Consider the following 16,831-nt stretch of genomic DNA (forward strand, 5'->3'; position numbering starts at 1 on the left):
CACAACCTCTGGTTGTGGCGAATCGGGGTGTCGATTGTTGGACAACCGGGCCTGCTCTCGGGTCGAATGCTCGGGTTCGCGAGTGAGCCTACAACCAGGGGGCGTGGTCTTCGGTGGGATCCTTCGTGCATCTCCACGTGCACACCGAGTACAGCATGCTCGACGGCGCCGCCAAGGTCGGCCGGCTGATGGAGGAGGTCTCCCGGCAGGGGATGCCGGCCGTGGCGATGAGCGACCACGGCAACGTGTACGGGGCGTACGAGTTCTACCAGACGGCACGCAAGGCGGGCGTCAAACCGATCATCGGCATCGAGAGCTACGTCGCTCCCGCCTCGCGCCGCCACCGGCAGCCGGTCTACTACAGCGACAACCTCGCGCTGCGCCGCTCCAACGACGACACGGGAGAGGGCGGTGACGTCTCCGGACGCGGCCTGTACACCCACATGACGATGTGGGCGGCCGACGCTCAGGGGCTGCGCAACCTGTTCCGCCTGCAGTCCCGGGCCTGGCTGGAAGGGCATGTCCAGAAATATCCGCGCATGGATGATGAGCTGCTCGCCGAGCACGGCCGAGGCATCATCGCCACGACCGGCTGCCCGTCCGGCCAGGTGCAGACCAGGCTCCGGCTCGGCCAGTACGACGAGGCCGTCCAGGCCGCGGCCCGATATCGCGACATCTTCGGCCCCGACAACTATTTCCTGGAATTGATGGATCACAGCCTCGCCATTGAGCGCCGGGTCCGCGACGACCTGCTCAGGCTCGGCAAGCAGCTCGGCCTGCCGCCCCTGGCCACCAACGACTCGCACTACGTCACCGAGGACCAGGCCCAGGCGCACGACGTGCTGCTGTGCGTCGGCACCGGCAAGCGGCTCGCCGACGCCGACCGCTTCCGGTTCAGCGGCAGCGGCTACTCCATCAAGTCCGCCGAGCAGATGCGCGCGTTGTGGGACGGCGAGGTGCCCAGCGCCTGCGACAACACGCTGCTGATCGCCGAGCGGGTCGGCGACTACGGTGAGGTGTTCGCCCATCGGGATCTGACGCCGCGCTTCCCGGTCCCCGAAGGCGAGAGCGAGTCCAGCTGGCTGCGCAAGGAGACCCTGCGGGGCGCGCGGCGCCGCTACGGCGGGCACCCCTCGCAGGAGGTGCTCGACCGCATCGACTACGAGTTGTCGGTCATCGACACCATGGGCTTCCCCGGCTACTTCCTGGTCGTGGCCGACATCTGCCGGTACGCGCGGGAGAACGGCATCGGCCTGGGCCCCGGCCGCGGCTCGGCCACCGGGTCGATCGTCGCCTACTGCACGGGGATCACCCAGCTCGACCCGATCGAGCACAAGCTGATCTTCGAGCGCTTCCTCAACCCCGAGCGCATCACCATGCCGGACGTCGATCTCGACTTCGACGACCGCCGGCGCGACGAGATGATCGACTACGTCAGCCGCAAGTACGGCGAGGACCGGGTCTGTCAGATCGTCACCTTCGGCACCATCAAGGCCAAGGCCGCCATCAAGGACTCCTGCCGCGTGCTGGGCCTGCCCTACGCCCTGGGCGATCGCATCACCAAGGCGTTCCCGGCGGCGGCCGGCGGCAAGGAGATCCCGCTGGCCGCCATCCACGACGAGCACCACCCCCGCCACGGCGAGGCAGCCGAGCTGCGCCAGATGTACGAGCAGGACCTCGACGTCAAAAGGGTGCTCGACACGGCGACCGGCATCGAGGGCCTCACCCGCGGCACCGGCATCCACGCGGCCGGCGTGATCCTCTCCTCCGAGCCCTTGGTCGACGTGATCCCGCTGGCCAAGCCGAAGGCCGACGGCCCGGTCATCACCGGCTTCCCCTTCACCCAGGCCGAGGACATGGGCCTGCTGAAGATGGACTTCCTCGGCCTGCGCAACCTCACCGTGATCGGCGACGCGATCGCGGGCGTCCGCGCCAACAAGGGCATCGACATCGACATCTTCGACGTCCCGACCGACGACGCCAGGACGTACGAACTGCTGGCGCGCGGTGACACGCTCGGGGTCTTCCAGCTGGACGGCGGCGGCATGCGGGTGCTGCTGAAACTGATGCAGCCCACCACGTTCACCGACATCGCCGCGGTGAACGCGCTGTACCGGCCCGGCCCGATGGAGATGAACGCCCACACCAACTACGCGCTGCGCAAGACCGGCAAGCAGCCGGTCGAGCCGATCCACCCCGAGCTCGAGGAGGTGCTCGAGCCCATCCTGGGCGACACCTACCACCTGGTCGTCTTCCAGGAGCAGGTCATGGCCATCGCCCAGCAACTCGCCGGGTACTCCCTCGGCGTCGCCGACATGCTGCGCCGCGCCATGGGCAAGAAGAAGAAGGAGGTCCTGGACGCCGAATGGGACCGCTTCTCCGCCGGCATGCGCGAGCGCGGCTTCGGCGAGGCGGCGATCAAGGCGATCTGGGACGTCCTGGTCCCCTTCAGCGGCTACGGCTTCAACAAGTCGCACACCGCCGGCTACGGCCTGGTCTCCTACTGGACCGCCTACCTCAAGGCCAACCACCCCTGCGAGTATCTGGCCGCGCTGCTCACCTCCGTCGGCGACGACAAGGACAAGATGGCCGTCTACCTGGCCGACTGCCGGCGCCTGGGCATCAAGGTGCTGCCGCCCGACGTCAACGCCAGCCAGCTGGACTTCGCCGCCGTCGGCTCCGACATCCGCTTCGGGCTGGGCGCCGTACGCAACGTCGGAGCCGGCGTCGTGGACGCCATCGTCACCACCCGGGAGGCCCAAGGCCGCTACACCGACTTCAACGACTTCCTCGCCAAGGTGCCGACCGTCGTCTGCAACAAGCGCGTCATCGAGTCGCTGGCCAAGGCCGGCGCCTTCGACAGCCTGGGGCATCGCCGCAAGGCCCTGGTCGCGGTCCACGAGCAGGCCGTCGACGCGGTCATCGACGTCAAGCGGAACGAGGCCCGCGGCCAGGACTCGCTGTTCGGGGAGCCCGGCCAGAGCGGCGCCTTCTCGGTCATGATTCCCGGCGCGATGCCCGGCGAGGAGTGGGACAAGGCCACGCTGCTGGCCTTCGAACGCGAGATGCTCGGCCTGTACGTCTCCAGCCACCCACTCGACGGCGCCGAACGCGTCCTGGACGCCAACCGGGACACCACCATCGCCGACCTGCTGGCCTCCGGGCGGCAGGACGGCGTGACCAGGGTCAGCGGCATCATCTCCGGCCTGCAACGCAAGGTCACCAAGCAGGGCAGCCCGTGGGCGATCGTCACCCTCGAAGACCACGACGCCGCCGTCGAATGCCTCATCTTCCCCAAGCCGTACACCCTGTACGGGGAAGCGCTGGCCCAGGACCGCGTGATCTCGGTGCGGGGACGGATCAACGTACGCGACGAGACGATGAGCGTCTACGGCGAGGAGATCGCCCTCCTCGACGTCTCCCAGGCCGACACCGAGCCGCCCGTGGTGATCTCGATCCAGGAGACCCAGCTGATCCCGCGACTCGTTCAGGAGTTCAAGCACATCCTGACCACCCATCCCGGCCGGGCGCCCGTCCACGTGCGCGTGCACCGCCACGGCGCCAAGAGCGTGCTGCTGAACCTCCAGCCCTTCCAGGTCACCGCGGAGCCGGCGTTCTACGGCGACGTCAAGGCGCTGTTCGGCGCGGGCGCGATCGGCGGATCATGATTCGCGACTGGACCTGCCCGCGCTGCCGCACCGGCGACGTCCTCGCCGCCCTCCGCCTCCCGCACACCTGGACGAACGCGTCGGGGAGCCAGGTCCGGGGCACCAGCGAAGTCCTCGTCTGTGCCCGCTGCGACGCGGGCGACCCCCTCACCGGCCCGATCGTCACGTACTTCACCGTCCACGGGTCCGCGCGACCGGAGGACGCCGCTCAGCTCGCGGCGTACCTGCTGCGCTGGGCCGAGCGGGCACGGCCGCCGAAGCCGGACGAGGACACCCTGAACGCCGAGGCCGAAGCCTGGCGCCGCGGCGAGCTGTGACCGTGGTCAACCGCTCACTGCCCGCGTGAGAGGGCCGCCACGCGCTCACCCGCGCACCGTGGCCGTCGTCAGACGCGGGTCGGCGGCGATCTCGGCTTCGGTGAAGCGCTCGGTGACCCACTGGCCGCGCGAGAACAGGACCGTCTGGTCGGTGTGGTGGGGCGAGCTGGGGTTGGCGGAGAGCGAATAGGTCAGGATGGTGCGCGTACGGGGACCGCCCGGGGTGAGCTCGACGGCCATCATGAAGCTGGAGCCGGTGTCCACCTCCGGGTAGCGTCCGTCGGCGCCGAGCCGGCCGCGCATGCGTACCCGGTCGAAGCAGCCCTCCCCTTCGGTGCAGCCGGGAATCGGGATCGAGGCGTAGCGTTGCGCCTGGCCCGGGGCGAGCGTCAGAGGGATGCCGTTGGTCTGGAAATAGAGCACGGCGTCAGCCAGGGCCTGCCGCACCACCGGGTCGTCGTTCTTGAGCCCGCGGGGCGTGGTCAGCGGACGCGCGGGATCGAACGGCACCCGCCACGGGCTGTAAACGGGGTCCCCTGGCCTGGTGGGACGGCCAAGGCGGGTGAAGAACTCGCGCCACAGGATGGCCCCCTGGCCGTCCAGCGTGGCGCGCCCGTCCCAATCCCTCAGCGTCCGGCAGGCCTCGCCCACGTTCACCTTCTTGCCGTCGGACGAGGTCAGCTCGGGGCTGGTACGGCACAGCTTCAGCAGGTCCGGGCGCATGAGCTCGAAGGTGTAGTTGCGCTTGCCCTGCGTGGTGGCCTGCAGCGTCTCCAAGGTGAAGCCGGGTTTGCCGAGCCCGTCGGCACCGGACAGCCGCTGGGCGATCATGTCCAGGCTGACGCGGGGGCGCGGCTCCAGGTCGGTACGCGCCTTGCCCCACACGCGCGGGTAGCCGGTCAGCGGCGCCGACGGGTTCGTCATCCAGAAGGTGTTGTTGGAGTTGGCCACGTAGTCGGCGCGGACCAGCTTCGGCTGGCTGCCGGGCCCGAAGATGCCGGGCACGACGGCGTCGCGGTCCTTGCCCCACAGGCACGCGGAGGTCGAGCCGTCCAGCACGTACTCCTCCAGGCCAGGAATGGGGGAGGGCTTGCCGCAGCGCTCCGCCTGGGCGTCGGTGACATGGGGGACCATCGAGGTGTCGGCGAAGTAGGCGGTCCCGCTGACGTCGGTGGCGAGCGTGTGGACGAACCCCATGCCCTGATGCGTGCTCTGGGCCGCACGCAGCTGGGTGAGGTTCCGCGCCCTGGCCATCGCCAGCCACTCGTCGGCCGAGCGCAGGTTGGCGGCGTTGGAGTCGGCCAGCGCGTAGGCGACCTTGTCGGTCTGCCCCGCCGCCAGCACCGGGCCGTAGCGCGAGGTGTGGAGCGTGTGGTCCACGACGGTGCCGTCCTGCAGGGTGACCTGCACCTCCTGGCGGCCCATCGGCTCGGTCCGGCCGTCCACCAGATAGCTGGTGGGGTCCACGAGATCGAGCTGGTAGAGGTTGAAGCGCTGGGCGTGGGAGACCGTGTGGGTCCAGGCCACGGTCGCGTTGTGACCGATCTGGACGACCGGCGTGCCGTACAGGCTGGCGCCGGAGACGTCGAGCACGCCGGGGATGGTCAGCTGCACCTGGTAGAAGCGGCGGATCCCGTTCCAGGGGAAGTGCGGGTCGGCCAGCACCATGCCGTGGCCGTCGCGGGTCGCCCGGCGGCCGAGCGCCCAGGCGTTGCTGCCCGGCGCCGGCCTGCGCTCCGGCCCCTCGGCCGCGGCTTCCCCGACGACGTACTCCTTCATCCCGGCGATGCCGGCCATCCGGTTGAGGTCGAGGATGTTGTTCCACATGTCGGTGGCGGTGATGGGGCCCACCCACGCCTTGCCCCGGCAGGTGGGATCCGGCAGGTTCGCCACCCCGGTCTCCTGCAGGTAGCGGTTGTACCCGGCGACGTAGCCGTCGACGAGCCGGCGCAGCTCGTCGCTCGGGCCCAGGGGCGTTCGCTGGGCCAGCAGCCGCGGCACGACGCCGGAGGCGGCGACGCTCTTGTAGTAGACGTCGCTGACCAGGTTGGTGACCGGGCGGACCGGGTCGTCGGACGTCGCCTGAGGCCCGAAGTGCCTGGACCGCTCGCCCCGCAGCGTCACCACCCAGGAGGCCAGCACGCAGAGGTTGTCCTGCGCGAAGGCGTAGCCGTACCCGAAGCCGAGGCCGCCGTAGTCCTTGGCGGACACGTGGGGGAGGCCGTACTCGGTGCGCCGGATCTCGGCGGAGTAGCGGCCGTCGTCGGCAAGGGCGGGCGCGTCGGTGCGCACCGCCACCGCGACGGCGGCGACCAGGGCCAGCGCGATCAGCACGGCCGTGCTCAGCTTGAGCTTCATCGCAACTCCTATTCGAAACGCGCGTTGTCGGGCGCGGTCATGCGCCTGAGCAGCGGGAGGGCGGTGAGGATCACCAGGAGGGAGGCGGCCAGGCCGCCGCCCAGGGACGCGAAGTAGACCGGCCCCGGCATCGCCAGGGAGGCGCCCTTCATCGCGAGCTGGCCGATGGCCGGCTCGGCCACGCCGAAGCCGGCGCCGGCGGCGAGCACGGCGGCCAGGACGAGCGGCAGCGCCGACTCCAGCAGCACCACCGTGGCCAGGGTCCGCGTGGGAGTGCCGGCCAGCCGCAGCAGCGTGAACGCCTGCCTGCGCTCCACCAGGCCGCCGCCGACCGCCACCACGAGGCTGCAGCCGCCCGCGACCAGGGTGAGCCCGACCATGGCCAGCGCGATGCTCTCCGCCCGGGTGTACAGGTCCGCCCTGATGTGGGCGACCTCGGCGAAGGTCTTCGGCGCCACGGCGGTGTAGCCGGCCAGCACGGTACGCAGCCGCTCCAGCGTCGCCGCGTCGCCCGTGCGGACCATGACGGCTCTGAGCTCGAGCCCGGTGGCGGAGGCGGACTGGCTGGCAGGTCCCGCCAGCGGGAGGAGCTTGTCGATGGTGAGGGGGTTGTCGGCGTCCACGACACGGTCGAAACGGCCCATCACGGCCTGCGCGCCCGCGGGGCACTGGCCGAGCACGGGGAAGCGGGCCAGGCTCGAGCACTCGACGACGGAGGTCGCGGGCGGCGGTCCGTCAGGCGCCGGGCGGAGGTGCTCCAGGTCCGCCCTGGCGTAGATCGCCAGCACGTCCACGCCGGAGTGGGCGCGCAGCCGGGCCAGCAGGTCCGCCCCCGCCCGCGGTGACAGGCCCTCGATGCCCGGCCGGTAGAGCGTGGCGCCCAGCACGCCGTTGAGCGTGCCGCCGGCCACGGCCCGCTGGCCCGTGACCACCGCCGGTACGACTGCCGCGATCGTCGTCCCGATGAACACCGCCAGCACCAGCCCGCTCACCGACCTGAACGCGGTCTTCGGGTCGGCGGCCAGGCGCTGCGCGGCCAGCAGCGTCGCCGCGCCGCGGGTCAGCCGGGCGGTCAGGCGCGCGGCGAGCATCGTCAGCCACGGCCCGGCCAGCACGAGCCCGACCATGATGAGCGCGATACCGGCATTGGCCAGCAGGGTGTCGGGTTTGCCGTGCTGGAACGCCGGGCCCGCGAACAGGCCCAGCCCGGCGAGGAGCGGGAGCACCCGCCATGCCCTCGGCGGCGGCGGGGCGGCCTTCCTGGCCACGCCGAGCGGTGAGATCCGCACCCGGCGCAGCGACCACAGGGCGGCGCCGGCCGCGACGAGCGGCACGCAGGCGAGCACGGCCGCGTACTGCCAGGGGCTCGGGACGGCCAGTTCGGGGAAGAAGCGCGAACCGGTGATCCTGATCCCGGCCACGGCGGGCCGTACCAGCTGGAAGAGCACGACGCCGGCCAGCGCGCCGAGCAGCGCGCCCAGCGCGGCGTCCACCGCGGCGAGGATGTTGATCTGCCGGGAGGTGGCGCCGACCAGCCTGATCGCCGCGAAGCGAGCCTCGCGGCGGGCGGCCGCCAGCCGGGTGGCGGTGCCCACCAGCACCAGCACCGGGACGATCAGCCCGATGGCGGCGATGCCGAACCCGAACCGGTAGACGTCCGCGCTGTCGTCGACCGCCGGCTCGGTGGCGACCGTGTCGACCTGCCGGGTGCCGATCATGGCGGCGACCTCCTGCGGCGTCCCGCCCACCACGATGACCAGCTCGTCGGGCCCGGACAGCGCGGCCTGGCCGATCAGGCCCGCGCGCGTGCCGGGGAAGCGGTCGGCCAGCTGCTCGCGCGGCGCCGAGTCCAGCAGCCTGACCAGCGCGGGCGAGGCGTAGTACTGGCCGGGGCCGGGCATGCGGGACAGGCCGGGGATGACCGGCGCCCGGACGCCGAGCGCGGCGGCGTCGAGCCTGGTGATCGCCCGGCCCGCGTAGTAGTCCTCGCGTAGGTTCCACAGCGCGCCGTCGGCGGTGACGTCCAGGGCCCAGCCGCTGGGCGCCGAGCCGCGCGTGCACTCCCAGCAGGGGCGGTCGCCGGTGGCCTGGAAGGCGTTGAACAGCGACAGCGTGGCCAGCAGCACCGCGACGCCGACCGCCACTCCGGCCACGATCAGCGCCAGCCGGGCCGCCGTCTCCCTGCCGCTGCGCAGCGATAACCGCAGCCCCAGCAGGATCATCGGACGACCCCGGCGTACGGGTCGGTCACCTTGCCGTCGCGCACGACGACCTCGCGGTCGGCGCAGGCGGCCACCCGGGCGTCGTGCGTCACCACGATCACGGTGGCGCCCTCTTCCCGGGCCAGGTGAACCAGCAGATCCATCACGTGCTCGCCGGTGAGCGAGTCGAGCGCGCCGGTCGGCTCGTCGGCGAAGACGACCCGCGGCTGCGTCACCAGCGCTCTGGCGATGGCCACCCGCTGCGCCTGCCCGCCGGACAGCTCCGCGGTACGCCGTCCGCCGAGGCCGGCCAGCTCCAGCCGCTCCAGCCAGGAGGCGGCCCGCGCGTAGGCGTGCTTGCGCCTGGCACGGCCGAGCAGCAGCGGCAGCGCCACGTTGTCGGCGACGGTCAGCTCGGGCACGAGCTGACCGAACTGGAAGACGAAGCCGAAGGCGGTGCGGCGCAGCTCGCTGCGGCGGCCGTCGTCCAGCGTGTCCAGCCGCCGCCCGTCGAACCACACCTCGCCGCTGTCCGGGGTGAAGATCCCGGCCAGGCAGTGCAGCAGCGTCGACTTGCCGGAACCGCTGGGCCCCATGACGGCCAGCACCTCGCCCGCGGTCACCGACAGGCTGGCCTCCCGCAGCGCCGGCGTGTTGCCGTAGGAGCGGCTGATCCCCTCGGCCCGCAGCAGAGCGTTGACGATCATCGGTCGCGCACCGTTTCCGCCAGCGCCCCCAGCCGGGCCTGGGTGACGTCGATCCACCGCAGGTCGGCCTCGAGGCGGAAGAGGGCATGATCGGCGAGGAGCGTGTCGACTAGCGTGCCTTCGCGCCTGATCTCGGTCAGCTCCCGCATGCGTCGCAGATGCGTCGCGCGCTGGGCGTCCAGGTAGCCCGCCGCGTCGCGGCCCAGCATCAGCGCCAGCACGACCTTGGTGAAGAACACCGTCTGCAGGTACGGCTCGGCCGCGACCGGCTCGGCCAGCCACGCCTCGACCTCGTCCTTGCCGACCGGGGTGATGGCATAGCGCTTGCGGTCCGGTCCGTCGCCGGGCTCGCTCTCCCCGGCGGTGACCTTGCCGTCCCTGGCCAGGCGGGCGAGCGTGGAGTACACCTGGCCGAACGGCAGCGGTTTGCCCCTGCCGAAGTAGGTGTCGTAGTCGCGTTTCAGGTCGTAGCCGTGGCTCGGCTGCCGTTCGAGGAGGCCGAGCAGCGCAAGGGGGACGCTCATGCCACCCGACTATACACCGAGAGTATATTCGTGGATCATAAGGCGCCGCGGCGGCATGACGCATCATGGTTGTTGTGATCGAGGAACCCCTCACCGGCGGAAACAACGCCCTGGAGGTCGTGCGGGTCGGCGACACGGTGCGCCGCGCCCGCGACGCCGGCGCCGCGTTCGCCGCCCGGGTGCTGACCCATCTGGAATCCGCCGGCTACCCTCACGCGCCGCGCTACCTCGGCATCGACGAGCAGGGCCGGGACGTCCTGAGCTTCATCCCCGGCAGCACCACCGACCACCCGTCGCAGCGGGCACCCGGCGCGTACGCCGCCGGCGGGCGGATGCTGCGCGCGTTGCATGAGGCGACCGCCGGTCACTCACTGGCCGCCGGCCGGGAATGCGTGGTGCACGGCGATCCCGGCCCCTTCAACACCATCTTCCAGCAGGGCCTGCCGGTGGCCTTCATCGACTGGTCGTCCTGCTGTCCCGGCAACCGGCTCGACGACCTGGGCTACATGGCGTGGACCTGGTGCATCCAGTCGCAGGGCCGGGTGCCGATCATCGAGCAGGCCCGGCATCTGCGCGAGCTGCGTGACGGCTACAGCACCGCCGAGCCGGAGCGCCTCCTGGACGCGATGGTGCGCAGGCAGTCCTGGACCGCCGACATGGAGTCGGCGAACATCGACGACCCCACGCTCCCGCCCGCCCGTCGCCGCCACGCCGAAGCAGCCGTCGCCTGGGCGACCGCCGATCGCGAACTCATCCACCGGCACCGCACGCTCCTGCTGTCCGCACTGAGATGAGCGCCGGCGTGCGTGAGGGGCGCCGGGACCGACATCGGTCCCGGCGCCCCTCACGGTTTCACGATCAGTTGCCGCGCAGCACCGTCGTGGCCTTGTTGCCGGCGTAGTCCTCCAGGACCGCGACCACCTTGCTGGTGGAGCCGGACATGGTCACCGTCTCGGCGGCCCGTGTGGTGCGGCCGCGGATGATGTACGGCTTGCCGCCCGAGCCGTAGGTCGTCGCGAACGACTTCGGCTGGCCGTCCTCAAGGACGGTCAAGGTGTGCCAGTCCGCAAGGGCCGGCCGGGAGAACGTGAAGGTGTTCCCGCTGATCGTCACCGCCGAGGCCGGGTAGGGGGTGATCTCGGTGTCGGCGAACCTCCCGCGCACCGCGGTGGTCGTGCCCGGTCCCGCCCGCAGGGTGAGCAGGTAGTCGTCGCCGTTGACGGGCACGCCGGTCACCGTCGTGCCCGTGCTCGTCCCGGGGAGTTCGATCTCCTTGCTGTACGGGCGGGACGTGTCGAGGCTCTGGACCTTCAGGGTGACGGGCCGGCCGTTCGACGGGGGAGTCCAGGCGGCAGTCAGCGTGCCGTCCGGTTTCGCGGACGCCGTCACCTTGCCCGGCGCCGTGGACAGGTCGAACGGGGCGGTCGCCGCCGGGCTCTGTGACCCGTCCGGGCCGACCGCCACCAGCCTGATCGTCCCGGACGTGGCCGTGAAGCGCTTGACGTAGTAGACGTCGTCGTAGATTCCGCCGAGATAGGTGTCGTCGAGGTAGACGTCGTAGCGGCGTACCTTGTCGTAGCCGGCGCGCTTCCAGGACAGGAACAGCTCGCCGGTGTCGGGGAGCAGCTGGTTGATGCGCAGGTCCTGCGGCGCGGCAGGGGTGCGATCCGTCCCGTCATGCAGGGCCAGGGCGCCGATGTTGACCTGGTATCCCGGGATGGGGCGGGCGCCGGCGGCGACGACCAGGCCGAGCGCGGCGACCCGCTGACCGGCGTACGCCGACAGGTCGGCCGACCGGGTGGTCCAGCCCGTGGTGCGCTCGCCCGTGCCGGTCAGCGGAACTTGGATCACCTTGTTGGGGTCGGAGGCCAGGACGAGGCCGAGCCGGAGCTCGGAGTCGTCGCTCGCCGACGGCTTGTTGTAGGTCAGGTCAAGGGTCGAGCCCTTGGCGATCTGCAGGTCCGTCTTGTAGAGCCGCGCGGTGTTGTCGCTGTCGAGGGTGCCGCTGAGCACGAGCGAGCTGCCGCCGTTGTAGGCGCCGATCTTCTGGTACGAGAACCGGCTCGCCGGCGTGTACGCGGGACCGTAGTCGAAGTCGGCGCTGAGGGGCGTTCCGGCCGCGTCGATCCACCACTGCCAGGTCACCGGGATGTCCTGGAGGTTGATGTTGCCCCACTCCGCCCGGTTGGACAGCCGGCCCTTGGTCCAGGTGGACAGGCCGTGGCCGGTGTTGAAGGAGGTGGCGAACGTGGTGCCGCTGATGACGGAGCGTTCTGCGACGTACTTGGAGATGCCCTTCCAGGTGCCCTCCGGCGTGGTGGCGCCCTGCGAGGAGCCGGTCCACCAGCGGCGTTCCCGGTCGAAGACGTCCCGCTGGGCGGCGTCGTCGGTCTTGTTGGCGTAGTCGGATGAGACGAAGTCGGCGCCGAGCGTGGCGATGGCGTTCATCGGCGCGCCACCGGCGTCGAGGTTGTCCTCGAGGTTGTACGGCTGGTTGAACTGGTACTGCCCGGCCTCGACCCCGGCGAAGACGCTCTTGCGGGAGTCCAGGCCGAGGCCGGCGGCGTAGCTCTTGGAGTTGGTGAGCTTGGTCCGGTTCCACCAGTAGTTGAGGAAGATGGAGTCGGACACGTCGCCGAGCTTCGTGTCTCGCACGAACGGGCCGTTGACCGAGTTGAACTCGTTCTGGTACGAGATGGCGCCGCTGGAGTTGTCGATGGAGTCGTACCACTGCACGTAGAGGCCGCCCTCGCGCAGCTGCTTCATGAACTGCTTGTACGCCGGGATGTCGGCCGGGGGGACCCGCGACTCCTGGTTGATGAAGTAGCCGTCGAAGCCGTAGAACTTCGCGACCTGGATGAGCTTGGCGGCGACGGGGAAGCCGCCGTTCGCGTCGCGGACCAGGAGCTCGGAGTAGATCTGGTCGCCGCGGTCGTTGTCGGAGAAGAAGATGCAGCCCAGCGAGCGCACCCCGTTCGCGTGGGCGGCGTTGGTGTATCCGGGGTTGGGCAGGTTGAGCATCCCGAACTCGAACCACTTCTCCCGCCAGTCGGCGGTCGGGTCGTAGTAGCTCACCGGGACGCCCTCGGTGGGCATGCCGTGCCAGGAGCCGTAGAAGTCGGCGTACTGCCAGTAGTTGAAGAGGTACTGGCTGAACTCGTTGGTGTAGGGATGGCTTTCGAAGAAGGCGTTGCCGTAGTCGCCGGCCAGGGTCAGCAGCTGGGTGCCGGCGGGGAGCGCCGGGTTGCGTTGCGTGGCCGCGTCGGCGGCGTTGCGCTTCTGCAGCGGCACCTTGGCTCGTAAGAGCTCGGCGTCGGTGTCGTCGGTGGGGTTCCAGCGCAGCAGGTCGGTGACGGAGTATCCGTGCTGGTAGGGCTGGTTGGCGCCGACCGCGCTGTCGCCCGTCCAGGGCAGCGTGTCGCTGGCCGCGGCGCCGGTGGCGGTCAGCGCGACGGCGAGCACCGCGGCCAGGGCGGCGGTGCCCGCGCGCGTCACCGCTCTTCTGCGTGTGCGATGTGGTCGTGCCATCAGGGCTCCTCACTGTCGGGAACGGGTACGGCCGGTCGGGGGCGGGCCTTCGGGTGTTCGGCCGGGCGGATGGTTTCGTGCAGGTCCGCGACGTACAGGTCGGTGCGGGCCCGGTCCCTGGCGCCCTCGGCGAAGCAGCGCGCGGCGGGCAGGTCCCAGACGACGGTGGTGCGCGCGCCCGCTGGGACGGTGACCCGGCGGAAGGCGAGCAGCTCGCGTACGCGCGGCAGCGTCGTGCCTCCGGTACGGTGCCCGAACAGCGGCACGATGACCTCGGCGGCGCTGCCGGCGGGGTTGGTGACCTCGACGCTCACCCGGATCGTGTCCGTGTGCGCCTCGGCGGTGAGGCGGTCGAAGAGCACGGGCCGGTAGCGCAGGCCGTGGCCGAAGGGGAAGAGCACCGGGTCCGGCGCGTCCTGGTACACGTGGCCGGCGGGGTGCCGGTCGTTGTGGCGGACCGGCACGGCACCGGGGTGGCTGGGCGCGGTGAACGGCAGGCGGCCGACCGGCTCGTAGCGGCCGAGCAGCGCGTCGGCGATCGCGTGGCCTCCGTGCGGGCCCGGGTAACCCGCCCACAGCAGCGCGTCGGTGTTCTCCAGAACTCCGGTGAGCACGTGTGGCCGACCGGCGACGACGACGGCGACCACCGGGCAGCCCGCCTGCGCGCGGACGGCGGCGACCAGGGCGTCCTGGCCGCCGGGCAGAGAGATGTCGGCCAGGTCGACGCCCTCTCCGCAGGTCGCCCCGGCCGCCTGGCCGGCGATCGCCCCGTTGGCGGCGAACTCCTCGGCGTACGTGCGGTGGCTCGTCCCGCCGAGCGCCAGGATCACGACGTCGGCGCCGTTCAGCTCGGCCGCCGTGGGCATGCCGGGCGGGCACACCACCTCGGCGTCCGGGAGGCTCTGCCGCAGGGCGAGGTCCAGGCCGGCGGCCGACTGCGCGGGCAGGGGCGGCACGTAGTCGCCCAGCAGGGCGGTGACGTCGCGGGCGTTCGGACCGGCGAGGACCACCTTGGTCAGTGCCTTCGGGTCGAGGGGCAGGCGGTCGCCGGCGTTGTGGAGCAGGACCAGCGACTGCCGGGCCAGGCGACGCGACAGGCCGCCGGCGGTGCCGCCGTGCGTGGTGGCACCGTGCGCGGTGACCGTGGGTGTGGTCTCCGTGAGCAGGCCGAAGCGGTGCTTGAGCGTGAGGACCCGGCGGCAGGCGGCGTCGACCAGCCCGGCCACCCGCGGGTCCGCCGCGGCGGCCCGCTCCAGCAGGGTGAAGGACTCGTCCCAGAGCGACAGATCCACGCCGGCCTCGAGCGCGGCCACGGCGGCGGCCGTCGCGTCACCCGTCATCGCGGTCAGCCGGTCCACCGCCAGGCCGTCGGCCATGACGATGCCGTCGAAGCCGCATTCGCCCCGCAGGAAGCCGGTGAGGAGGTCGGCATTGGCGCAGCACGGCACCCCGTCGATGTCGTTGTAGGCCGCCATGAACCCCAGGACCCCGGCCTCCACTCCGGCCCGGACCGCCGGCAGGTGCAGCTCGCGCAGGTCGCGAGGCCCGATGACGGCGGACTGGCCGTTGCGCCCGCCCACGGCCTCGCCCTGGCCGGCCAGATGCTTGAGCACGATCGCGACCCCGCCGTGGCCCACCGCGCCGCGATCGCCGCCCTGCATGCCGAGCACCAGCGCCCGGGTGAGCTCGGCGGCCAGCAGCGGATCCTCGCCGAAGCACTCCTCCGCCCGGCCCCAGCGCGGGTCTCTCAGCAGGTCGAGCGCGGACACCAGGGCCAGGTGCACGCCGCTCGCGGCGAGCTCGGCCGCGACGGCGGCCGCGGCCTCGGTCAGCAGTGCCGGATCCCAGCCCGCGGCCACCGCGAGGTTGGCAGGCAGCAGTGTCCCGCCGAGCGCCTGGTGCCCGTGCGGGGCCTCCTCCGACAGCAGCACTCCGATGCGGTGCCCGCCGGCCCGCGACACCTCGTCCTGGACGAGGGCGGCGACCTCGGCGCGTTCCTCCGGCCGGATCCCGTCGGCCCAGGAGCGGCCCGACCAGGCGTCGGCGCGGAAGAGTCCGTACAGAGCGCCGAGCCCGCCCCACCGGTCCAGCTCGGCGCGGGCGAGGCCGGTGAGCCGGAAACCGCCCCGAGGAGCCCGCTCGACGGCCTGCCAGCCGTAGAGGCGCTGGTTGAGCTGGCCGACCTTCTCACGCAGGGACAGTCGGGTGAGAACCCGCTCTACCTCCTCAGTGCTCGGCATGGGCGGCCATCCGGTCGAGTACCTCCTCGTCGCTGACCGAGCTGTAGAAGGTGCGGCCCGTCGGCTCGGCGTGGACGAGCCGTTCGACGCCACGCGCGCGCAGCGCGGCCGGGTCGTCCGCGGTCGTCGAGGTGACCAGGGCGGGGCGGGCGCCGGCGCGGGCGCGGCCCATCCAGGTCTCGAAGACGCCGCCGCCGGGGGAGAGCTCCGTCCGGGACACGGGGACGTCGTCGGCGCCGACGGGGACGACGACCGCTTCCCGCCGTGGGGAGGGGCGCGGCCGGTGCCGCAGCTCCGCGGCCAGTCCGGCGAAGCGCCGGCCGATCGGCTTGACCGTGCCGTCCGCGCCGATCAGGCCGAGGCTGTGTTCCAGGTCGGGGAAGTCGGCCAGCCGGCGTTCCACGTCGTGCGAGCACCACCACGTGATGCCCCACAGGGCGTCGCTGTCGGCCGCCGCCCGCACGGTCGCCTCGCAGAAGCCGGGCGCCTGGTCCTCGGTGAGGTGGTTGAGCGGCGCGCCGACCTCCTGCAGCCACACCTGGCGTGCCGGGTCGAGGGCGAAGGCGCGCGACAGCTCGATGAGGTACGCGGCGTGGGTGACGCTCTCGTACGACATCGCGCCGTACCCCTGGGCCGTGCCGTTGAAGATCCACGAGTGGATCACGCTCATCCGGCCGTGCCGGGCGGAGTGCGCGGGGGTGAAGGGATGATCGTCGGCGTACCAGACGGCGTCGTACTCGGCGTTGAGCCGGAAATGGCGCCGGTCGCGGGGGCCGTCGCCGTGCAGCGCCCGGAGCCAGGCCGTCACCTGCTCCGCGGTGGCCGGCATCGGGCTCGGGTGCAGGGCGGAGGTGAACTGGTTGACCTCGTTGCCCAGGGTCAGGCCGAGGAAGTTGGGCAGGTCGTGCAGGTGCTCGTCGAGCGCCTCCACCAGGGCGGCCTGGGCGGCGATCGCGTCGGGGTCGGTGAACATGCTGCGCCGGTGCCAGTCCGTCAGCCAGCTCGGCACGAAGTCGAAGCCCGACAGGTGTCCCTGCAGGACGTCCACGCTGGCGTCGAGGCCGGCCTCGCCGGCGAGCTCGACGACGTGACGCACGTCGTCCAGGGCGCGGCGGCGGATCAGGGTCCGGTTCGGCTGCAGAACGGGCCACAGCGGCAGGACCCGGACATGATCCAGGCCCAGCTCGGCCAGGGCCTTCATGTCGCGCCGGGTGGCCGCCCAGCCCGGATCCAGCCAGGAGTAGAACCAGTCCTGGGAAGGCGTGTAGTTGACCCCGAATCTCAGCAT

Annotated in this window: 10 protein-coding genes; 3 read left to right on the forward strand and 7 right to left on the reverse strand. The window is 71.7% G+C overall.

What is annotated here, in order from left to right; translation table 11 throughout:
• Positions 1-125: 125 nt before the first annotated feature.
• Both dnaE and ABN273_RS46890 read left to right on the forward strand, forming a co-directional pair.
• Positions 126-3,668: a DNA polymerase III subunit alpha gene (gene dnaE, locus ABN273_RS46885; RefSeq protein WP_349456082.1), complete on the forward strand. Its 3,543-nt coding sequence runs from the start codon at positions 126-128 to the stop codon at positions 3,666-3,668.
• Positions 3,665-3,985, forward strand: coding sequence for a DUF6300 family protein (locus ABN273_RS46890; RefSeq protein ID WP_349456083.1), 321 nt, complete (start codon positions 3,665-3,667; stop codon positions 3,983-3,985). Before dnaE ends, ABN273_RS46890 begins: the two co-directional genes overlap by 4 nt.
• A 45-nt stretch (positions 3,986-4,030) precedes the next feature.
• Here the strand turns inward: ABN273_RS46890 and ABN273_RS46895 are convergent, their stop codons facing one another.
• The 4 genes from ABN273_RS46895 to ABN273_RS46910 are packed head-to-tail and all read right to left on the reverse strand — an operon-like array spanning position 4,031 to position 9,775.
• Positions 4,031-6,343 (reverse strand): penicillin acylase family protein, encoded by a 2,313-nt coding sequence (locus ABN273_RS46895; RefSeq protein ID WP_349456084.1) that lies wholly within the window; start codon positions 6,341-6,343, stop codon positions 4,031-4,033.
• 8 nt (positions 6,344-6,351) lie between these two features.
• A complete protein-coding gene (locus tag ABN273_RS46900) occupies positions 6,352-8,565 on the reverse strand; it encodes an FtsX-like permease family protein (RefSeq protein WP_349456085.1) in 2,214 nt (737 codons plus the stop codon).
• A complete protein-coding gene (locus tag ABN273_RS46905; RefSeq protein WP_349456086.1) occupies positions 8,562-9,251 on the reverse strand; it encodes an ABC transporter ATP-binding protein in 690 nt (229 codons plus the stop codon). The genes ABN273_RS46900 and ABN273_RS46905 overlap by 4 nt, the downstream gene beginning before the upstream one ends.
• Entirely contained in the window at positions 9,248-9,775 is a 528-nt protein-coding gene (locus ABN273_RS46910; protein ID WP_349456087.1) for a PadR family transcriptional regulator, read from the reverse strand. Before ABN273_RS46910 ends, ABN273_RS46905 begins: the two co-directional genes overlap by 4 nt.
• Before the next feature lie 74 nt (positions 9,776-9,849).
• On the opposite strand from ABN273_RS46910, the gene ABN273_RS46915 reads away from it, so the two are divergent.
• On the forward strand, positions 9,850-10,569 hold the full coding sequence (locus ABN273_RS46915) for an aminoglycoside phosphotransferase family protein (RefSeq protein WP_349456088.1): 720 nt from the start codon (positions 9,850-9,852) through the stop codon (positions 10,567-10,569).
• A gap of 64 nt (positions 10,570-10,633) precedes the next feature.
• On the opposite strand, the gene ABN273_RS46920 is transcribed toward ABN273_RS46915, so the two are convergent.
• Genes ABN273_RS46920 through ABN273_RS46930 form a run of 3 tightly spaced genes read right to left on the reverse strand, consistent with a single transcriptional unit; the run spans position 10,634 to position 16,831 of the window.
• A complete protein-coding gene (locus ABN273_RS46920; RefSeq protein ID WP_349456089.1) occupies positions 10,634-13,303 on the reverse strand; it encodes an endo-beta-N-acetylglucosaminidase in 2,670 nt (889 codons plus the stop codon).
• A complete protein-coding gene (locus ABN273_RS46925; RefSeq protein WP_349456090.1) occupies positions 13,303-15,543 on the reverse strand; it encodes a glycoside hydrolase family 3 N-terminal domain-containing protein in 2,241 nt (746 codons plus the stop codon). Before ABN273_RS46925 ends, ABN273_RS46920 begins: the two co-directional genes overlap by 1 nt.
• Complete coding sequence (locus ABN273_RS46930; RefSeq protein WP_349456091.1) at positions 15,530-16,831, reverse strand: glycoside hydrolase 5 family protein; 1,302 nt, start codon at positions 16,829-16,831, stop codon at positions 15,530-15,532. Before ABN273_RS46930 ends, ABN273_RS46925 begins: the two co-directional genes overlap by 14 nt.

This window comes from Nonomuraea sp. B19D2 (assembly GCF_040137845.1).
Classification (GTDB): domain Bacteria; phylum Actinomycetota; class Actinomycetes; order Streptosporangiales; family Streptosporangiaceae; genus Nonomuraea.